The organism is Mesorhizobium sp. P170090, from assembly GCF_057786115.1.
On record NZ_JBYNWH010000001.1, the window covers coordinates 4,280,626 to 4,299,811 of the forward strand.

The 19,186-nt window shown below is 61.3% G+C and carries 15 protein-coding genes, 1 tRNA gene and 2 pseudogenes; 9 read left to right on the forward strand and 9 right to left on the reverse strand.

The features are described from left to right. Positions 1-40: 40 nt before the first annotated feature. A complete protein-coding gene (locus AC3EML_RS20720; protein WP_023696133.1) occupies positions 41-313 on the forward strand; it encodes a hypothetical protein in 273 nt (90 codons plus the stop codon). 39 nt (positions 314-352) lie between these two features. On the opposite strand, the gene AC3EML_RS20725 is transcribed toward AC3EML_RS20720, so the two are convergent. Continuing rightward, a tRNA-Val gene (locus AC3EML_RS20725) sits at positions 353-427 on the reverse strand. Positions 428-554: 127 nt separating this feature from the next. Next, positions 555-1,238: a phosphoglycolate phosphatase gene (locus AC3EML_RS20730; RefSeq protein ID WP_352520360.1), complete on the reverse strand. Its 684-nt coding sequence runs from the start codon at positions 1,236-1,238 to the stop codon at positions 555-557. 156 nt (positions 1,239-1,394) lie between these two features. On the opposite strand from AC3EML_RS20730, the gene rpiA reads away from it, so the two are divergent. From rpiA to gor, 3 genes are all read left to right on the forward strand, one after another. Further along, a complete protein-coding gene (gene rpiA / locus AC3EML_RS20735) occupies positions 1,395-2,126 on the forward strand; it encodes a ribose-5-phosphate isomerase RpiA (protein WP_352520361.1) in 732 nt (243 codons plus the stop codon). Then, the gene (locus tag AC3EML_RS20740; RefSeq protein WP_023668979.1) at positions 2,113-2,730 is read left to right on the forward strand and encodes a DUF2059 domain-containing protein; all 618 of its coding nucleotides are present in this window, start codon (positions 2,113-2,115) and stop codon (positions 2,728-2,730) included. Before rpiA ends, AC3EML_RS20740 begins: the two co-directional genes overlap by 14 nt. 124 nt (positions 2,731-2,854) lie before the next feature. Then, the gene (gene gor / locus AC3EML_RS20745) at positions 2,855-4,246 is read left to right on the forward strand and encodes a glutathione-disulfide reductase (protein ID WP_352520362.1); all 1,392 of its coding nucleotides are present in this window, start codon (positions 2,855-2,857) and stop codon (positions 4,244-4,246) included. A 75-nt stretch (positions 4,247-4,321) separates the two neighbouring features. On the opposite strand, the pseudogene mgtE reads toward gor, so the two are convergent. Then, positions 4,322-5,688: pseudogene (mgtE, locus tag AC3EML_RS20750) on the reverse strand (magnesium transporter). 289 nt (positions 5,689-5,977) lie between these two features. Next, entirely contained in the window at positions 5,978-7,864 is a 1,887-nt protein-coding gene (locus AC3EML_RS20755) for an ABC transporter ATP-binding protein/permease (RefSeq protein ID WP_352520363.1), read from the reverse strand. Between the two features lie 608 nt (positions 7,865-8,472). Here AC3EML_RS20755 and AC3EML_RS20760 point away from each other — a divergent pair. Then, the gene (locus tag AC3EML_RS20760) at positions 8,473-8,907 is read left to right on the forward strand and encodes a hypothetical protein (RefSeq protein WP_023682515.1); all 435 of its coding nucleotides are present in this window, start codon (positions 8,473-8,475) and stop codon (positions 8,905-8,907) included. 125 nt (positions 8,908-9,032) lie between these two features. Here the strand turns inward: AC3EML_RS20760 and AC3EML_RS20765 are convergent, their stop codons facing one another. Then, the gene (locus AC3EML_RS20765) at positions 9,033-9,713 is read right to left on the reverse strand and encodes a DsbA family oxidoreductase (RefSeq protein ID WP_023726576.1); all 681 of its coding nucleotides are present in this window, start codon (positions 9,711-9,713) and stop codon (positions 9,033-9,035) included. Between the two features lie 49 nt (positions 9,714-9,762). Continuing rightward, positions 9,763-11,583 (reverse strand): extracellular solute-binding protein, encoded by a 1,821-nt coding sequence (locus AC3EML_RS20770; protein ID WP_352520364.1) that lies wholly within the window; start codon positions 11,581-11,583, stop codon positions 9,763-9,765. A 260-nt stretch (positions 11,584-11,843) separates the two neighbouring features. Here AC3EML_RS20770 and AC3EML_RS20775 point away from each other — a divergent pair, with 260 nt between their 5' ends. After that, positions 11,844-12,467: an invasion associated locus B family protein gene (locus AC3EML_RS20775; RefSeq protein ID WP_023668972.1), complete on the forward strand. Its 624-nt coding sequence runs from the start codon at positions 11,844-11,846 to the stop codon at positions 12,465-12,467. A gap of 217 nt (positions 12,468-12,684) precedes the next feature. Here the strand turns inward: AC3EML_RS20775 and AC3EML_RS20780 are convergent, their stop codons facing one another. Further along, complete coding sequence (locus tag AC3EML_RS20780; protein ID WP_352520365.1) at positions 12,685-14,181, reverse strand: glycosyltransferase family protein; 1,497 nt, start codon at positions 14,179-14,181, stop codon at positions 12,685-12,687. A gap of 207 nt (positions 14,182-14,388) precedes the next feature. Between AC3EML_RS20780 and AC3EML_RS20785 the strand changes: the two genes are divergently transcribed. Further along, positions 14,389-15,375, forward strand: coding sequence for a glycosyltransferase family 2 protein (locus AC3EML_RS20785; protein ID WP_352520366.1), 987 nt, complete (start codon positions 14,389-14,391; stop codon positions 15,373-15,375). 127 nt (positions 15,376-15,502) lie between these two features. Here AC3EML_RS20785 and hspQ read toward each other — a convergent pair whose 3' ends face one another. Continuing rightward, positions 15,503-15,826: a heat shock protein HspQ gene (hspQ, locus tag AC3EML_RS20790; protein ID WP_023668971.1), complete on the reverse strand. Its 324-nt coding sequence runs from the start codon at positions 15,824-15,826 to the stop codon at positions 15,503-15,505. 224 nt (positions 15,827-16,050) lie between these two features. Between hspQ and AC3EML_RS20795 the strand changes: the two are divergent. After that, positions 16,051-17,012: pseudogene (locus AC3EML_RS20795) on the forward strand (AEC family transporter). Here the strand turns inward: AC3EML_RS20795 and AC3EML_RS20800 are convergent. Further along, the gene (locus tag AC3EML_RS20800) at positions 16,989-18,200 is read right to left on the reverse strand and encodes a UbiH/UbiF family hydroxylase (protein ID WP_352520367.1); all 1,212 of its coding nucleotides are present in this window, start codon (positions 18,198-18,200) and stop codon (positions 16,989-16,991) included. The pseudogene AC3EML_RS20795 and the gene AC3EML_RS20800 sit on opposite strands and share 24 nt — an antisense overlap. Before the next feature lie 95 nt (positions 18,201-18,295). Between AC3EML_RS20800 and AC3EML_RS20805 the strand changes: the two genes are divergently transcribed. Next, the gene (locus tag AC3EML_RS20805) at positions 18,296-19,183 is read left to right on the forward strand and encodes a DUF2182 domain-containing protein (protein ID WP_352520368.1); all 888 of its coding nucleotides are present in this window, start codon (positions 18,296-18,298) and stop codon (positions 19,181-19,183) included. Positions 19,184-19,186: the final 3 nt, after the last annotated feature.

The window sequence follows — 19,186 nt, forward strand, 5'->3', positions numbered from 1 at the left end:
CGCGACAAATACGGGCTGTTCTCACTCCAGAGGTTTTTACATGCGCACGCGTCACGCCGTCATGCTTGCACTTTCCGCGCTTTGCATTCCAGCCGTCTCCATGCCGCTGCAGAAAGCCAACGCGCTGGAGCCTGAAAAATACACGGTCTATTGCGCCAACGATCACATCGAGGTTTCGTTCTGGGATCTCGAGCAGATGAAGGTGCGCAACGGCTCCGATGTCTGCCAGTTCCAGAGCTACACGAGCTACTCAAGCGCCTTGAACTTCGCGCAGAAGAATTTTGGTGGGGAAGGGGCGAGTTGCAGCTGCTAGGAGTGCTGGCTTGGAGTGCGCTGTTCAGGGAAAGAAAGATGGTGGGCGATGCAGGGATTGAACCTGCGACCCCACCCGTGTGAAGGGTGTGCTCTCCCGCTGAGCTAATCGCCCGCTCGTTGCCCGAAGGCCAAGCGAGCCGCGATATAAGGGAGGCAGGGTCGTGAAGTCAAGGAGATGCGCCGGCCTTCTGTGCCTGAAATAGCCGAGGACAGGCGCTGCCGCGGAATCCCCGTTTCGCTCAGCCGGCCGCCGCCGCAATCAGCCGTTCCGCCAGGTCGAGCGTCAGCGCGTCGAAATGCGAAATCACCGCCGACGGCTCGAATTCTCTGACATGGCGGTCGGTGTAGCCGAAATCGACGGCGACCACCGGAATGCCGGCGGCCTTGGCCGTGTCGATGTCGGTCTGCGAATCGCCGACCATCAGCGCATGGTGCGGGTCACCGCCGGCGAGCCTGATGGTTTCGGTGAGATGGCGCGGGTCGGGCTTGCGGAAGGCGAACGTGTCCTGGCCGGCGATCGCGGCGAAATGCTTTGTCAGGCCGAGCGCCCCGATCAGCGCTTTCGAATTCGCCTCATATTTGTTGGTGCAGATGGCGAGCAGATAGCCGGCCTTCTCGAAGCGGGCGATGGCTTCGACGACACCGGGGTAGGGGCGCGACTTGCCGGGGATGTTGAGTGTGTAGTGGTCGAGGAACACCTTCAGCAGCCTGTCGTGCTCCTCCACCGCCAGCGACTTCTGCTGCGCGGTATGCGCGCGCTCGATCATCACCCGTCCGCCCTGGCCGACAAAACGCCGGAAGCCTGCCTCATCGACAGCGGCAAGCTCGCTGGCGGCAAGGCTGTGGTTGAGGCTGTCGAGCAGGTCCGGCGCCGTGTCGATCAGCGTCCCGTCGAGGTCGAACACGATGATCGGTTGGGTCATGGCCTGTCCTGTGGCTGATGCATTGCAGGCAGGCGATAGCGGCTGCGCTTCTTTCAGGCAAGCCGGTGCGAGCCAAAGTCTTTGACCCTGCGGGCAAAAGTGCTAGGGAACGCGCATCCAGAAAAATCAGAACCAAGCCAAATCCCCGGGGCGAGCATGGATGCGAGGCAGTTGAAAGTCGAGGCCGCGCGGGCTGCCCTTGCCCATGTCAGCGACGGCATGCGCATCGGCATCGGCACCGGGACGACGGCCGACGAATTCGTGCGGCTGCTGGCCGAAAAGATCGCCACCGGCTTGTCCGTCATCGGCGTGCCGACGTCGGAGCGCACTGCAGCCCTTTGCCGCGAACTTGGCTTGCCGCTGTCGACGCTTGAGGAAACGCCGGAGCTCGACCTTACCGTCGACGGCGCCGACGAGATCGACGCGGCGCTGACGCTGATCAAGGGAGGCGGCGGCGCGCTGCTGCGCGAGAAGATCGTCGCGGCGGCATCTCAGCGCATGATCGTCATTGCCGATCGCTCGAAGATGGTCGACACCCTTGGCCAGTTTCCCTTGCCGATCGAAGTCAACCGGTTCGGCCTGCGCGCCACCGAAATCGCGGTCGCGGCAGCGGCCAAAAGTCTCGGCCTTTCCGGCCCGGTTACATTGAGGATGACGGGGGGCCAGCCTTTTGTTACAGACGGCGGCCATTTTATCCTCGATGCATCTTTTGGCCGCATTCCGGATACAAGAGCGCTTTCGAATGCTCTCCATGCCATTCCTGGTGTGGTCGAGCATGGTCTTTTCATCGGGCTGGCGTCAGCGGCCATCATCGCCGGCGGCGACGGCATCCAAACCGTCCATGCCGCCCGAAAACCAGGGAGTTCTACCGATCATGATGTTGCATAACCGGGTTCGCAATCTTTGCGCCGTTCTGGCGGCTTCGGCCGTTTTCGCCTTCTCTTCCCCGGCGTTCTCGCAGGAGATCACGGAATCGCATCTGAAGGCGGCACGGGCGGCGGTCACGGCAATCCACGCGACCGACTCGTTCGACAACATCCTGCCGCAAGCGGCGGCCTCGCTCGAGCAGCAACTCATCCAGAAGAACCCTGATATGCAGGAGCTGATCGGCAAGACCGTCAGCGAGAAGGCACTGGCGCTGGCCTCGCGCCGTGCCGATCTGGAGAAGGAAGCAGCGCTCGCCTATGCCAAGGTTTTCTCCGAGAAGGATCTCACCGACATCGCCGCCTTCTACAATTCCGATGCCGGCAAGAAGCTGCTCGACAACGGCCCCAACGTGACGCGCGAACTGGTCAAGGCCGCCGACATCTGGCAGAACGGCCTGGCGCGCGATCTCGCCCAGCAGGTCGGCGAAACGCTGGCAGCAGCCGCGAAGGCCGCTGCTCCGGCCGCGCCTGCGCCGGATAACGCAACTGCCCCGGCCGATGGCGCTGCACCTGCCGACGGCGATGCGCCCGCAGACGGTGACCAGCCGGAAGCGCCCAAGAACTAAGACATCTGATTTCGCCACCGGCACCCTTGCCGCTGGACCAGAAACCCCGGTGGAAACCGGGCTTTTCTTTTGGCTTCATGCAGCCTACCTGTCTCAAACATTTCTTGGGGCAAGGAACAGCAGCATGGCCGGCTACGACTACGATCTCTTCGTCATCGGCGGCGGCTCCGGCGGGGTTCGGGCGGCGCGCGTAGCGGCAGCGCTCGGCAAACGTGTCGGCATCGCGGAGGAATACCGCTATGGCGGCACCTGCGTCATCCGTGGCTGCGTGCCGAAAAAACTCTATGTCTATGCCTCGCAATTTCCCGAGCATTTTGCCGACTCCGCCGGCTATGGCTGGACGGTGCCGGAGGCGAGCTTCGACTGGCCGACGCTGGTCGCCAACAAGGACCGCGAGATTGCCCGTCTGGAAGCGATCTACGAAAAGAACGTGAAAGGCGCCGGCGGCGAGACGTTCCACTCGCGCGCCATGCTGGTCGACCCGCATGTCGTGCATCTCCTGGGCGATGACCGCACCGTCACCGCCGACCAGATCCTGATCGCCACCGGCGGCCGGCCGGCGCCGCACCCGGCGCTGCCCGGTCACGAGCATTGCATCTTTTCCAATGAGGTTTTCGACCTCAAGCAACTGCCGAAGGCGATCATGATCGAGGGCGGAGGCTACATCGCCGTCGAATTCGCCAATATCTTCCATGGCTTGGGCGTCGACACCACGCTGGTCTATCGCGGCAAGGAGATACTGTCGCGCTTCGACATGGACCTGCGGCACATGCTGCACGAAACCATGGAAAAGAAGGGGATCAAGATCCTCTGCCACGCCGTGTCGGAATGGGTCCGCAAACGGCCGGACGGCAGGCTGGATGCGTTGGTCACCGGCGGCAAGGTGCTGACGATCGACCAGGTCATGCTCGCCATCGGCCGCCTCCCAAACACCGAGAATATGGGCCTGGAAGGCGTCGGTATCGAGCTCGGCATAACCGGCGCCATCGTTGTCGACCAGTATTCCCGCACCAACATCGACAACATCTGGGCGATCGGCGACGTCACCAACCGCGTGCAGTTGACGCCTGTGGCGATCCACGAAGCCATGTGCTTCATCGAGACCGCATTCAAGGGCAATCCGACCGCGCCCGACCACGACACCATTCCGACCGCCGTCTTCTCACAGCCGGAGATCGGCACCGTCGGGCTGTCCGAGGACGATGCCGTCAAGCGCTACTCCGATATCGAAATCTACCGCGCCACATTCCGGCCGATGCGGCACACGCTGTCGGGCCGCGACGAAAAGATGCTGACGAAGCTGGTGGTCGATGGCGCCACGCGAAAAGTGCTCGGCGCGCACATCCTCGGGCCGGACGCCGGCGAGATGGCGCAGTTGCTCGGCATTCCGCTGAAGGCCGGCGTCACCAAGGATGATTTCGACCGCACCATGGCCGTCCACCCGACGGCAGCGGAGGAACTGGTCACCATGTACAAGCCCACCTACCGCGTGAAGAACGGCGTGCGGGTCGATTGACGCCCGCGCGCTCGATCTTGAAGAAACCCCCCATGGCAGCCGCTGTTGCCACCGCGATGGGAGGCCTGAAGCTTATTACAACAAAGTGCCGCGCAGGATGACCAGCGCCACCGAGAAATAGATCACCAGGCCGGTGACATCGACCAGCGTGGCGACGAACGGCGCCGAGGCGCTCGCCGGATCGAAGCCGATCCGTTTCAGCGCGAACGGCAGCATCGACCCCGACGGCGAGCCGAAGGTGACGATGCCGACGAGTGCTGCCCCCACGGTCGCCGCGACCAGCGGCCAATGCGGCCCATAATCGTAGAAGCCCATATATTGCCAGAGCGCGATGCGGCAGATGCCGACCACGCCAAGCATGGCGCCGAGCACGAAGCCGGTGGGCAATTCGCGCAACGCCACCCGCCACCAGTCGCGAAGGCCGATCTCGCGCAGCGCCAGCGCGCGAATGACGAGCGAGGTCGCCTGCGAACCGGAATTGCCGCCCGAGCTCATGATCAGCGGGATGAACAGAGTGAGCACGATCGCTTTTTGCAGTTCGCCTTCATAGCTTTGCATGGCATTGGCGGTCAGCATCTCCGAGATGAACAGCGCGCACAGCCAGCCGCCGCGCTTCTTGATCATCGCGAGAAAGCTCATCTTCATGTAGGGCTCGTCGAGCGCCTCCATGCCGCCGAAACGATGCGCGTCCTCGGTCGTCTCCTCGATCATGGTGTCGATGATGTCGTCGATGGTGACGATGCCGAGGATCTTGCCGTGGTCGACGACGGGAACCGCGAGCAGGTCATATTTGGAGATCGTCTGCGCCAGTGTCTCGCGATCGGTCAGCGGCGTCACCGTCACCGGGGCGCGATCCGGCGCCACCGACAGGATCGGATCGTCCGGCTCGCCGGTGATCAGCCGGCGCAGGCCGGTCGAGCGCACCAGCACATGCGTGTCTGGATCGACGATGTAGATGGCGTAGACGGTCTCCCGCGTCCGCTCCACCTTGCGGATGTAGTCGAGCGTGCGCCCGACGGACCAGTCCGACGGCACGCTGACGAATTCGGTCGTCATGATGAGGCGGCGCTGCCTTCGGGATAGCCGAGAATGGAAAGCAGCGTTGCCCGCAGCGGCGGGACCAACCCGCCGAGCAGCTCGGAGCGCGCCGGTTCGTCCAGTTCGCGCAGGATATCGGCGGCGCGGTCGACCGACATGGCGGTCAGGAGCTTGCACGCCTTGGCGCGCGGCAGCGCCTCGGCCAGATCGGAGGCGCCGTCGAGTTCAGGCTGGTCGAAGATCTCGACCAGCCGCTCGAACGGCATTTCGCAAAGCAGTTCTATCGCGGTATCGCGAGCTTCCCGGTTCAGGGCCTCGACGACATCGGCGACGTGATCATTGGCAAGGATACGCGCGATAGCGACGGCATCGTCGCCCGCTACGACGGGGGTAAATTCGTTCATGGCTCACTCCTTGCCGTCCGCGGGACATGAGCCGTTAGAGGTCACATCGAGGCGGACGGCGGTTGCGTTCGACTACTGTCGCCAGGCATGGCGCGGTGACCTTTCTGCTCGCGGGTTCGAGTTGGAATTCAGCGAGCGGGCGCAACATAGGAGCGCATCTTGGCGAGTCAATCGCGGGGGTGGCGGAAAACAGCCGGGAGCCGGCCCAATCGCGAGACTGTGATGATTATTGAAGGGGAGGGAGCGAGTGCCCCGCCGCCAGTGGCGGAACGCGCTTCGGGCGTGGCTGCTATTTCTGCTTCAGCCGGCGTGAAAAACGCATCCATTTGTCCTCGACCGGCCGCGGCTGCGTAAGGATGGTGGTGAGCTCGCGCGGAAGGTTCGGAACAAGCGGCCTCTTGGTGGCGACGCCGTCGGCGATCGCGACCACGCTATGGTAGAATTCCTCGCCCGAGGCCGAACGTGGCGGCACCGCCTCATGCATGATGCTGATCACCGTGACATCGGGACAGTTGTCCTTGATGGCCTGGTGGAAGGCGATCTTGCCATCCGGATCGAGCGCGCCGGTCGCTTCGTCGAGGAACAACAGTCCCGGTTGCTGCAGCACGATGCGGGCCACAACCAGCTTCTGCTTCTGGCCGCCGGACAGCAGCTGGTCCCAGATCTTTCCCTCGCGGCTTTCATCGGCCATGTGTTCGATGAAAGCGCCAAGGCCGGCCTTGTGCAGGGCTGCCGCGACCTGCGCATCGCCATAGTCGTCCTCGGAGCCGGGCAGGCACACCAGCTGCTTCAGCGACACCTGCTGCAGCTTGACCTCCTGGGCGGCATAGAAGCTCCTCACACCGTCAGGGAAGACGATGGTGCCGCGGCCATAAGGCCACAAGCCGTTGATCGCCTTGATCAGCGAAGTCTTGCCGCAGCCGGATTCGCCCTTGAGGAATGCCCACTCGCCGCGCCGAAAGCGCAGATTGGCTGCGCTCAGGAACGGCGTGGCGTCTTCACCCTGATGCGCCAGTTCAAGCTTCTGGATGGTCAGGCCGAAAACCGGGTTCTGGCTGGCATAGTGGAAGTCGGAACGGCCGGTCTGGCTGTAGAATTCCTGCGGCTGTTGGACGTTTTCAATGGCGTGCGCCAACTCGATGACGCGCTGGCTGTTGGCCCGCAAGGTGGCGAGACTCGGCATGACATGGATGAACCAGGAACATTTGCTGATCAGCGCGTTGACCTGCTCGGAACCGGTTATGTAGCCCTTGAGGTCGACGCCGTTGTGGATGAACGGCACCAGACCAGGTCCGTAGGCGACAACTTTGGCCCCGACGAAATTATAGACCGATTCGAATCCCGCATAGAGGGTGTTGACGATGTTGAGCTTCGACCAGGTGGTATCGATATCGAGATAGAGCCGTCCATGTATCGTCTTTTGCACGTCTTCGCCTTGCGACGCCGACACATGGAAACTGCGGCGCAACAAAGTGATCAGCTCGCTGCGATAGGTGCCTTCGGCCTTCTGCATCCTGACGTTGAGCCACTCCAGCATTCCGCCGAGTTTGATCGCGATCCAGGTATTGACGGGCACGTAGATGGCAACCGCCAGCAGAGCGAGGACGGCGCTGCCATAGCTGCCGAGGGCATCCAGGCCTTTTACCTCCACGGAATTCGCCAGCAAAGCGCCGCCGACAAAATAAAGTGAGGTGAAGACGCCGAAGACACCTTGGGCAAGCCCGATGGCGCCGCCCGCCATGTCTTTGATGGATTCCTGCACGCGCTGATCGATGTTGTCGGGCGCTGGCGCATCTGGCGAGCCATTCTGAGCGTGGTAGTGAGTATGGTTGGTATCAAGCAGCGCCGCATTGAAACGCGCGTTCAACCAGGCGCGCCATTTGCGATGCAATGTCGCCGATACAAATTTGCAGGCCCCTATGATTCCCATGTCCTTGAACACGACCAGCAGCACAAGCAGGCCGGCATTGGTAAGCACTGATTCAAGGGGCGTGGTATTCGCGGCGTCGTGGAAAAAAGCGATTGAGGCTGCCAGTTCGCCCGCCAACACGGTAAACCAGACGTCGGCCTTGCTCGACAGGGCTATGATGAGTGCGAGGACGACGGTGAGAGCCCAGGCCTCTCTCCACCGGTCCGAGAACCAGTAGGCCCGCATCAGTCCCCAGAAGGTCCGCATCGACGATACTGGCGTCAGGGGCGGCGACGGCCCGGCGGGGGCGTCGCGGTTCCAAAGTGCCGATATTGAACGTCGCGGTCTGTCGACCCGAATCACAATCCCGCCCAAACCTTTTTTAGTTTTGTTACGGATAGTAACACCAATTGATCATTTTCTATGAATTTTATCCTGGCGAATGTGAAGCAGCCCACCCGCCGTTGCCATGAGGCAACAGTTGGTACTGCGAGATCGCCGTCTTTGGGTCAAATTTGTCCTTTGTTTCAATGTGTTGCGAGAACGCTCAGATGTGCGAATATATTCCCTGAGGGAAGGCTCATACACGGCTTTGTGACCAAAAGGCCTGCCCGTCGGCCGGTTTTCCCACCGCGCGCTAACCGGATCGCCCGAAAAATTGCCGTCCGTGATCGCCCCAGGCCGCCCGAATCATTTCACCGGCCATCATGGTTGGGCACGCAAGATCGTCGCTCCTGCACGGCGACTGCTCATGAGTTGGCCCACGCTTTTTAGCTGCAGCTCAACACCGTTTGACAATCAAGCGCACTGGAATGAACCTTGCCGGGCACTGTCGGCACCGATGCATGTCCGGTCCCCAACAAGGAAGCTCCCCAATGCTTGCACGCGCAGCCGTTCCCGCAATGGTGACGCTCTTTGCCTGGCTGCCTCTTGCGCATGCCGTCAGCCAGACCATTCCGGCAAGCGCCGAAGGGCAAATCGAGTTCAATGCTCCGTCCGGCAACATCGGCTGCATCTACACGCCGAAGGGCGGCACCAGCACCTACGAACCACAGGATGGCGGTCCGGAACTGAGCTGTTCGCGCGTCGAGCCCAGCTACGTCACCGTGATCCTTGGGCCGAACGGCCCGGCGACATTGATCAAGAATCCGGGAGAGCAGGGCTGCTGCAGCGATGTCGCGAAGCTGGCCTATGGCAACAGCTGGAGCAAAGGGCCGTTTACCTGCCAGTCGTCAACCAAGGGACTGACCTGCACGGGCAGCAACGGGCATGGCTTCTTCCTCAGCAAAGCCAAGGTGACGGTGAAATAACCCGAGCATGATCCCGAAAAGTGGTTGCCGGTTTTCTCGGACAAACGGGAAACCGTTTTGTCCAGAGATCATGCTCAAACAAGGAGATAGAGCCCATCCCGATTTCCATCGGGATGGAACAGGCTCTAGCCGGCCTTTTCCAGTTCGCCCTTGGCCTTTGCGGCCGCGACTTGGCGGATGGCATCAGTCAGCGTGTCGGCGTCCTGCGCGCCCATGACGGCGTATTTGCCTTCGAGCAGGAAGCACGGCACGCCAGTGATCCCCATCCGCGATGCCGTGGCGATTTCTGTGCGCACCTCCTCGACGTCGGCATCGGTCGGCAGGAGCGTTTCGACCACGGCAGCGTCCATGCCGGCCTCGCGGGCGGCATCGATCAGCACGGCGTGGTCGCCAATATTGCCGCCTTTCTCGAAATACAGTTGGAACAGCCGGCGCACGAGCCGGTTCTGCACGGCTTCACCGGCGGCACCGGCCCAGCGGATGACACGATGCGCGTCCAGCGTGTTGGCGGCGACCTTGATGGCGTCGAAAGCGAAATTGATGCCTTCGGCTTCGCCGAGCGGCTCTACGCGGGCATGCATCTGACGGATGCGCTCGTCGCTGCCGAATTTGGCCAGCATGTATTCGCGCCGGTCCTTGCCCTCGGGCGGGATGGTCGGGTCGAGCTGGAACGGCCGCCAGCGCACATGAACCTCAACGTCGCCGGCAGCGGCAATCGCTTTATCCAGCCGCTTCTGGCCGACGAAGCACCAGGGGCAGACGACGTCGGAAACCACGTCGACGGTAATGGAATTGTCATCGCTCATCTTGATCTCCTGCAGCCGAACGTTTCAGCGAGACCGATCTCGGCCACGCTCAGTTCGGCTTGCGCCACCAGGTCGGCCATTGATAACCGAATATGGGCGTCTTTTTGGGATGGTCCAGGTAATTCCAGTAAGCGAGCCATTGCTGCGCGTTGTACTGCATCGGCACCATGTAATTGCCGGAGATCAGCAATCGGTCGAGCACGCGCACGGCGGCGACATAGTCTTCCTTGGTCCGTGCTCTCAGCATCGCGTCGATCGCCGCGTCGACCGCCGGATCGGCGACGCCGGCCAGATTGAATGAACCTTCTCTTTTGGCCTCTGAAGAACCCCAGCGAAGGTTCTGCTCCATACCGGGAGACAGCGAGTTGCTGAACCCGCTCGACCCGACAAGAACCTCAAAGTCGAAACGCTGCTTGCGCGACTGGATCTGGTCGGCCTCGAGGCTGCGGATGGTCACCGCGATGCCGATCTTTTCCAGCGAGCGCTGATAGATGGCGGCAAAGCGTTCCTCGTCCTGCGACGCCGTCAGGATCTCGAAACCGAACGGGTTTCCCTTGGGATCCAGCAGGACGCCGTCCCTAACGGCGTAGCCCTGGCTCTTCAGCAGGTCGAACGCCAGCTTCAGCACCTTGCGGTCCTGGCCGGTGCCGTCATTCACCGGCGGGCGCCAGCTGCCGTCCATGACATCGGCCGGCACGCGGCCGGGGTAGGGCGCGAGCAGCGCCTTTTCCCTGCCGCTGGCGGGATGGCCGAGCGCGGAAAGTTCGGAATTCTGCCAGTAGCTCATCGTGCGCGTGTACTTGCCGCCGAACAGGTTCTTGTTGGCCCATTCGAAGTCGTAGAGCATGCCGAGCGCGCGCCGCACCTCCGGATTGGAAAACTTCTCCAGCCGGGTGTTGAACAGGAACCCGGTCACCACGGGCGGTATGCCGGTGTCGAAGGTCTCGGCGATCACCTCGCCGCGATGGAAGGCGGGAAAATCGATATCGCGCTCGCGCTTGACCGGATCGCCCTCATCGTAAATGGCGCAGATGCCTTTCTTGAACGCTTCCGTCTTGGCATTGGCGTTGAGGAAGTACTCGATGGTGATCTGGTCGTAATTGTCGAAGCCGCGCTTGGAAGGGATGTCCTTGCCCCAGTAATTCGGATTGCGCTTGAAGACGATGCGCTGTCCCGGCTGCACCTTGTCGATGGTGTAGGGACCGCTGCCGATCACCGGCTTTAGCGTCGTCTTGTCGAAGGTATCCTTGTTGAAGGCGTGCTTTGGGATGATCGGCGTTAGCGCGATGATCAAGGGGGTCTCGCGATTGGCCTTGTCGTTGAAGGTGAAGCGTACGCTGTGATCGCCGGTCTTTTCGAGCTTGGCGATCAGGCTCATGCGATCCCTGTAGGGCGGGCGGCCCTTGTCGGTGAAGACATCGTAGGTGAACAGCACGTCATCCGGCGTCACCGGCTCACCGTCCGACCACTTCGCTTTTGGGTTGAGATGGAACTCGATCCACTTGCGCTCGGGATCCATATCGGCTGTGTCTGCGAGCAGGCCATAGAGGCTGAAGGCCTCGTCGTAGTTGCGCATCATCAACGGCTCGAAGACGAGATTGCCGAAAATGAGGTCCTGCATGCCGCGCGCCGTGGTGCGCAGGCTCTTCAGGATGAACGGGTTCAGATTGTCGAAGCTGCCGACGACGCAGTAAGTGATGTTGCCGCCCTTGGGCGCATCGGGATTGACGTAGTCGAAATGCTGGTAGTCGGCTGGCAGCGCCGGCTCGCCCTGCATGGCGATGGCATGTTTCGGTTCCGACATCGCCACGCCGGGTGCAAAGGCGAAGAACGAAATTGCGGCGATCAGCCAAACAAGAATGCGGCCCATGACCGTCTCCTTACTGGGCGGCTTGATGATTCGGAGTGCACCCTAACATGGCGCCGCGGCGCTCCGGCCAGATACATCAACCCAAATCGCACGACCCAAATTGCGAGGCCAAGAATTGCAGGCGGCGGGCTGGATTCGGCTGCTCATGCAGTGTAACACGCGCTCCGAAGTCATTCTGTTGCCTCAATTCGGCAACAGGTAGCAGGACCACACGGCGCGAAGAAGCCGGTCCCGGGATCATTTGAGAGGAAATGCACGACATGACGAGCCTGAACAGCAACGCATACCGCCTTTCGGTCCTGGCCGCGGGCGTGGTCGGCTTTCTGGGCGCCGGACTTCCCACCGCTTCGGCACAGCAACAGATTCCGCAGGGTTGGTTCAAGGCCTGCACCAAGCAGGAAGATGTCGACATCTGCAATGTCCAGAACATCATCACTGCCGGCAACGGCCAGTTCGTCACCGGGGTCAGCCTGATCGAGTTGAAGGGCAAGGTAAACCGCAAGGTCTTCCAGGTCACGGTTCCCCCAGGTCGCTTGGTGCCCCCCGGCATCGCCCTGCAAATAGACGCCGGCAAGGCGACGAAGCTGGATTATGTCATTTGCTTCGCCGACCGTTGCGTTGCCGAAGTGCCGCTGACCGACGCGCTCGTCGCTTCCTTCAAGAAGGGACAGGCGATCACGCTGACCTCGATCAACTTCCAGAGTCAGCCAAATCCCATCAAGGTTGCCTTGACCGGCTTCAGCGGCGCCTTTGACGGCGCGCCGCTGCAGCAGTCGGACATCGAGGATCGGCAGAAAAAACTTCAGGATTTCGTCGTCAAGAACAACCAGGACTTCGCCAAGAAGCTCAAGGACGAGCAGGCCAAGGCCAAAGCCGCCAACTGAAATAGATCTGCGCTGTCCGGCCCTTTCGGCTATCGTTTCTCCCTAGAGCGGCTCACCGTTTCAAAAAAACGGCGAACCGCTCTATTTCTTTGTTTTTACGCAATTCCCTAGAGCATGATGCCGAAAAGTGTGAAGCGGTTTTCGGACGACATCATGCTCTATCTCTCTGGTTTCAGAAAGCGCTGTGCGCTTTCCCAGGAGAACCGCGTATACTTTCTTAGAAATGCTCTAGCCTGGAAATCCGTGTAATCGGCAGCCCCAGTATGCGGCTATCGTGCGGCGCTTGCTGAGGTTCGCTAACCCACCCGAGGATCGTGGGATTGTCGCCGTCGCGCGCCACCGTCAGAACGAAAGTTCCGTCGGCGAGATTGGCGGCTTCAATGGGCAGCATTTGCCCGTTCAGATAAAAAAGCGGCTTGACGGACTTCATCAATATGTGCGCCAGCGTCTGGACCTGCACCAGATGTTCCCCCGCGGGCAATTGCAGTTCGGCCGACGCGACATCGCTCGACCATCGAAAGGGCACGCCGTCATAGACTTCCGCCGCATGGATCCCGGCAGCGCGCCCGGCATGTAATTCATCTGGCGTCCACAGCGAACCCTCGCCAGCGACTTTTTGCACTTCAGGCGAGGTACGCAGCCGTCGCTCGTGCACCAGTGCGGCGATCGTTTGCCGAAACACTCTGTCGAGTTGCGCGTCCGAACCGAATGCCCGCGCCAGCATCAGCGCGACGTGACGCCAGAGCAGCGTTGCGCGCGCGCGGCTGGTGTCCAGACGGTCGCCCAGCAAGGCCGCGACCCAATGACGCCGGAGCACCTGCAGCATGCCTCGATCGCGCAGCCGCGGACGCAATTTCCGTCTCCTCTGATGCCACGCGATTTGCAGAATATGCCGCGCCAGATCTTTCCGGCGTTCGCCTCGACTGCTCCATTCGAATGGAATTTCGATTATCCGCTCCTGCCGCGGTCCGCCGCGCGCAAGCCAGAGTGCCTCGCCGGCGACGAAATCCTCCGTAAAGCCACGCAGTTCCGGCCATTGCCCAATGTAGTGATGCACAAGTTCGATTTCTGGCGCGTAGCCGATGGCCAGCCCCAATTTGTGGTAGCGGGCAGCCAACAGCCATTCCGAAAAATGCCCGAAGTCAACCTCAAACCCCCCGGCTTCTCCGTAGGCCTTGCGGCGCGTTGCAAAGCACTGATCGAGGATCTTGCGCCACGAGCTCTCCGTCATGCCATGCTGGATATCGGCCTCGTACATCCGTGCTTCCGAACGCGCCAGTTTGTTGGGTGCGCTGGCATGGGTTCGACATGAGAACCCCGCCCATTCGGGGCGCTTTGCGAAGACGTCGAGGCATTGTTCGAGGACGGTTGGCGTCGGCCAGACATGACTTTCGGTGAAGAACAGGAGATCCCCCCGGGCATGCCGCGCAGCTTCCGCAACTTGTGCGATGTCATGTTTGGCAGACGTCTGGACGAGGCGGTCCTGCGGCGCAAGCAACTGGCGAATCTCATCCATATCCGCAGCATCGGCATCGTGGGAGGCAACCAGTATGAGTTCGAACGCTGAGCCCTGCAGGGTCTGGTCCTGCCGCCATTTACGGATCGCGATGGTCGCCTGGTCGCGATGGAACTCAAGCGGCATCAGAACGGAAATCAGCACATTCGAATCGGACGGATTCTGTTGCGAACTTTTCGGTAACAAAGAGCGGCGCATGAGATGCCTTCGTTTTCTGGAGGGTCTACGCATCCAAGGGCCGCATTCTGGACGCGTTGGGGTCTCCGCACCTTCACGGCCAAATCCCAAGTTTGCAACATAGCCGTCGTCCGTAGCAGAAACCTTGTAGCAGATGCAGCACTGGGCACTATTGAAATGGACTACGTGTTGTGTGACGTGTGGCAGCGCAATTGTTGAGGACACCTGATGGACGGCGAGCCGGAAGTCACAATCGCCAATCTGGTGAAAGAGATTTCGTCGCTGACGCAGCGAATCCAGATGCTGGAGGGTGACTATTACCTGCGGCGGCGCAAAAGCTGGCGATATAAATTCCAGCCGAAGGTCTTCGATTTTCATCAATACCAGCCGCGGAAATTGGATACCCCACTCAACTACAGCGTTCCAACACCCAACACCGGCGCGCTTCGGATTGCCATTGTCACGCCGTCCTATCGGCATGCGCATTTTCTGCCAGCTACGATCGACAGCGTTCTGTCTCAGAACTACCCCAATCTCGAATACATCGTTCAGGATGGCGGCTCGCAAGACGGGACACGCGAGATACTGGAGTCCTACGGACAACGGATTGCCTGGAACAGCGCCGTGGATGGCGGGCAGACAGACGCCATCAACAAAGGCTTTGCGATCGTCTCCGGCGACATCATGGCCTATCTCAACAGCGACGATGTCCTGTTGCCCGGAACGCTGCATTATGTTGCACGCGCCTTCGAGAAGTATCCCGAGGCCGATTTTGTCTATGGCAATCGAATCGTGATCGACGAAGCGGGTAGGGAGACCGCTCGCGTGGTCCTGCCGCCGCATGACAGCGAGGTCATCAAATGGGCCGACTACATCCCCCAGGAGACGATGTTCTGGCGCCGCAGCGTTTGGGAAAAGCTCGGTTCATTCGACACAAATTTTCAGTTTGCGATGGATTGGGACTTCATCCTGCGGGCGCAGGCGGCAGGTTTCCGTTTCAAACGGCTTCCACGCTTCCTCGGCTGCTTTCGCGTTTATCCCAGTCAAAAGACGTTCGCCATGCACGACGTTGGGCAAGAAGAGCAGGACCGCCTTCGCCTACGCAGTCACGGCTCCGTGTCCCAATGGGCGGAAATCAATGCAGCGATAGCCGGCTATATGAAGAAGCAGGTTCTCTATCATCGCCTCTACAAATTGGGCGTCATGCGAATTTAGGTCGATAAGTGGCTGCTCTGTCGGATCTCTTGCAAGCTTTCTGCAATTAAGACTGCCACGATGGATTTGGACCGTGCTCTCAAATCAATGCGACGCGCGCCATGATGTGGCGGCTAATCGGGGCGTCTCAGTGTCTCGACTGGCGTTTCGGCTCATAGCGTCCGTCCGGCCGCTTGTCGAACATCTCGCCGATCTGCGGATGCCGGACCGGTTCGCCCGATTGATCCTCGAGCAGGTTCTGCTCGGAGACATAGGCGATGTATTCGGTTTCCGAATTCTCGGCGAGCAGGTGATAGAACGGCTGGTCCTTGCGCGGCCGCACGTCGGCCGGGATCGCTTCGTACCATTCGTCGGTGTTGGCAAATTGCGGATCGACATCGAAAATGATGCCGCGGAATGGAAACAGCCGGTGGCGAACCACTTGTCCGATCGAGAATTTGGCTGTTTTCATCGTACTCACCACTAAGCCTTAAAAGCGCCCGGCGTCCCTCGGAATGCGCGGCAGACCCTCTAAGGCTTTGAATTTACACGCGCTGCGATCAAAAATCGAGCCCGACTTTAGGGCTGGTTTCAGGTTCTATTGACGCAGGCCGTGTATCAATTCAATGCCGAAGCGCTTGACGCCCGGAGAAGCTACGGGTTAGCCGGGCTCAGGGGTTTCGGGCGAAGGCAAAAATGTCTGACGTCGTCGGTCTTGTTCTTCCGTTTTTCGGGCTGATTTTCATCGGCTTTCTGGTCGCACGCATCACCTGGCAGCCGCTGGAGGCGCTTGGTTGGATGAACACCTTCATCGTCTATGTCGCGCTTCCAGCCCTGTTCTTCCAACTGCTTGCCCGGACGCCGTTCGAGCAGTTGACGGAATGGCGCTTCATCTTCGGCTCGGTGTTTTCCACCTACACGACCTTCTCGATCATGTTCGTATGGTCGGTGACGGCGTCTCGCGGCGAGATCGCCCAATCGACGATCAAGGCGCTGGCCGCGGCCTATGGCAATATCGGCTATATGGGGCCGGGACTGGCGCTGCTCGCCTTCGGCGAACAGGCGGCGGTTCCCGTCGCGCTGATCTTCTGCTTCGAAAATATCATGCATTTCGCCATCGCGCCCATGATGATGGCGCTGTCGGGCGACGACAAGACATCGCCGTGGCGGCTCATCCTCGGCGTAGTCAGGAAAATCGTCCTGCACCCGTTCATCATCGCGACCGCGCTTGGCGTCGGCGCCGCCTATCTCGGCTTTCACCCACCGCAGCCGGTCGATCGCCTGCTCGAATATCTGTCTCGGGCGGCCGCCCCTTGTGCCCTGTTTGCCATGGGCGTGACGCTTGCGCTCCGGCCGCTCAACCGCGTGCCGCATGAACTGGCGTCGATCGCGGCGCTGAAGCTGATCTGCATCCATTGCTCTGCTACGTCGTGCTGAACTGGATCGGGAACTTTTCCGAAATCTGGGTTTTTTCAGCCGTGCTTTTGGCGGCATTACCGACCGCAACCAACGTCTTCGTCATCGCCCAGCAATATGGCGTCTGGGTGCAACGCGCCTCGGCCAGCGTCATGATCACCACCTGTCTCTCGGTGCTGACAGTGACCGGGCTGCTCTACATGATCCGCCACGGCATCTTACCGCCGGACCTGTTTCCCTGAACCGCCGGTAAGCGCCGCAAAGCCGCTGCCCGGCCTCAAGCCTTCGCGCATGAAAAAGGCGCGCAGCGGCGCGAAACTGCGGAGCACATTGAGGCCGGCGCTGCGTGCCATCTGCGCCGGCAACATGTCCGAAAGCAGCGACATGTTGAGCAGATTGACCGCGCCGGAACGCGCCAGAATGTCGGGACGGCGCCTGGAATCATAGGCGGCCAGGGCCTTCGCGGCGCCGGGGTCGCCGCGATTTTCATCAGCGGTTCCAATCAGATCCTCGATGTCCCTGATGCCGAGGTTGAGACCTTGGGCTCCGATCGGCGGGAATACATGTGCAGCCTCGCCGACCAGCGCCACCCGGTTTTGCGCGAAGCGCCCCGGTGATGCCGCTGATAGCGGGTAAATTTGTCGGCCGGGCTCGACCGACACCCGGCCCAGCATCGACTGCATCTGCTGCTCGACACGCTCGGAAAGCGTCGCGTCATCGAGTGCGGCGAGGTCCTTCGCCGTCTCCGGTTTCACCACCCAGACGAGGCTGGAGCGGTTGCCGGGCAACGGCACCTGGGTGAACGGCCCGGTCTCTGTGTGGAACTCGGTCGAGGTGAAGCCGTGTTCGCTGCGATGGCCAAAATTCAGCACCAGCGCCGCTTGGCGGTAGGATCGCACCGAGGCCACTATGCCTGCCGCCTCGCGCGCCGGCGACAGGCGCCCATCGGCAGCGACCGCAAGCGCGGCCGAGACTTCGCGACCATCAGTCAAGACGGCATGCGCCTGATCGGCGTCCAGACGCCAACTCTCGACCATCGACGTCAGCCATTCGATGCCGGGATGGGCCGCGACGGACTTGGCCAGCGTCGGGTTCAGCGCACTGTTGGGCAGGTTGAGCCCGAACTGCTCCTCGCCGATCTCCATGGCGCGAAAAGTCACCACCGGGCTGCGGATCAGCCGGCTGGTCGCATCAACGATGCGCATGACCTTCAGCGGCGCGGCCTTCGGCGCAAGTTCGGCCAGCACGCCCAGCCGATCGAGAACCTTGAGAGCAGGGTTCATCAGCGCCGTGGTCCGGCCATCGGGTCCGCCTGCTTCGGGTCCGACCAGGGTTACCGGAAAGCCCGCCTCGGCGAAACCGAGCGCCGCGATCAGTCCGGCAGGGCCGCTGCCGGCTACCAGTATCCGTGCTGTCTCGCGATGATCCAAATTGGACTTCCAGTTTGCGATGCAGGTGTCTACCCATGGATATAGGTCAGACCATGCGGCTTGATCAACGCGGCGATTAGGCTCATTCGGTTGTCATGACCGGCCAGCAGGACGATTTCAGCCATCTCGACCGCGCCGGCCGCGCCACGGCAAGCCTGGCCCGCAGCCCCCGCCTGACGGTCAACATCGCCATCGCCGGCGGCATTCTGCTCGCCTGGTTCATTCTCGGCGCCATGGCGATCCGCGGCGCCGAAGGCCGGCTCCCCGGCGTACCAGGCGATGTGGTCCTGCGATATCTGCCGCAACTGCCGCTGCCGGATGTCCTCGACCGCTTCTTCGGCATGTGCCTGACGCCCGCACCACTTGATGCCGGCGGCGCACAGCTTCTGGCGTTGATCGTGATGTGGTTTTCGATGGCTGTGGCGACGATGCTGCCGTCGGCGGCGCCGATGATCCGTACCTATTGTGAAATCGCCGACACCGCCCGCATCAAGGGCGAACCGGTGGTCCACCCGCTGGTCCTGGCTGCCGGCTACCTCTCGACATGGCTTGTCGCCTCTATCGGCTTCGCGGTGCTGACGTTGCTCGTCCACGCATTTACGTCCTCCGCTCGATTGCTCGATCCGGTGAGCGGCCTTGCCGCGGCGGCCGCGCTGCTGGTTGCCGGCCTCTACCAGTTCAGCAGCCTCAAGCAGGCCTGCCTGACAAAATGCCGGAACCCGTTCTCGACACTGTTTTCCAACTGGAGCGCGGAGCCGGGTGGCATCTTCCGGCTAGGGCTGAAGCAGGGCCTGTGGTGCCTCGGCTGCTGCTGGGCGCTGATGCTGGTGATGTTTGCCGTCGGCGCGATGAACGTGTTCTGGATGGCGCTGATCGGCCTGTTCACCTTGATCGAAAAACAGACCACCGGCAGCCTTCCAACCCGAGTGGCCGGTGCGATACTGCTTGTCTGGGTAGTCGCCCTGCTAGTAGTCTCGGCATGACGG

Coding starts and splice junctions, on each gene's coding strand:
- AC3EML_RS20770 (WP_352520364.1), bottom strand. CDS start 11,583: ATGGGCCGCATTCTTGTTTGGCTGATCGCCGCAATTTCGTTCTTCGCC.
- hspQ (WP_023668971.1), bottom strand. CDS start 15,826: ATGAAAACAGCCAAATTCTCGATCGGACAAGTGGTTCGCCACCGGCTG.
- AC3EML_RS20765 (WP_023726576.1), bottom strand. CDS start 9,713: ATGAGCGATGACAATTCCATTACCGTCGACGTGGTTTCCGACGTCGTC.
- AC3EML_RS20720 (WP_023696133.1), top strand. CDS start 41: ATGCGCACGCGTCACGCCGTCATGCTTGCACTTTCCGCGCTTTGCATT.
- AC3EML_RS20740 (WP_023668979.1), top strand. CDS start 2,113: ATGATGTTGCATAACCGGGTTCGCAATCTTTGCGCCGTTCTGGCGGCT.
- AC3EML_RS20785 (WP_352520366.1), top strand. CDS start 14,389: ATGGACGGCGAGCCGGAAGTCACAATCGCCAATCTGGTGAAAGAGATT.
- gor (WP_352520362.1), top strand. CDS start 2,855: ATGGCCGGCTACGACTACGATCTCTTCGTCATCGGCGGCGGCTCCGGC.
- AC3EML_RS20780 (WP_352520365.1), bottom strand. CDS start 14,181: ATGCGCCGCTCTTTGTTACCGAAAAGTTCGCAACAGAATCCGTCCGAT.
- AC3EML_RS20755 (WP_352520363.1), bottom strand. CDS start 7,864: ATGCGGACCTTCTGGGGACTGATGCGGGCCTACTGGTTCTCGGACCGG.
- AC3EML_RS20730 (WP_352520360.1), bottom strand. CDS start 1,238: ATGACCCAACCGATCATCGTGTTCGACCTCGACGGGACGCTGATCGAC.
- AC3EML_RS20805 (WP_352520368.1), top strand. CDS start 18,296: ATGACCGGCCAGCAGGACGATTTCAGCCATCTCGACCGCGCCGGCCGC.
- AC3EML_RS20760 (WP_023682515.1), top strand. CDS start 8,473: ATGCTTGCACGCGCAGCCGTTCCCGCAATGGTGACGCTCTTTGCCTGG.
- AC3EML_RS20775 (WP_023668972.1), top strand. CDS start 11,844: ATGACGAGCCTGAACAGCAACGCATACCGCCTTTCGGTCCTGGCCGCG.
- rpiA (WP_352520361.1), top strand. CDS start 1,395: ATGGATGCGAGGCAGTTGAAAGTCGAGGCCGCGCGGGCTGCCCTTGCC.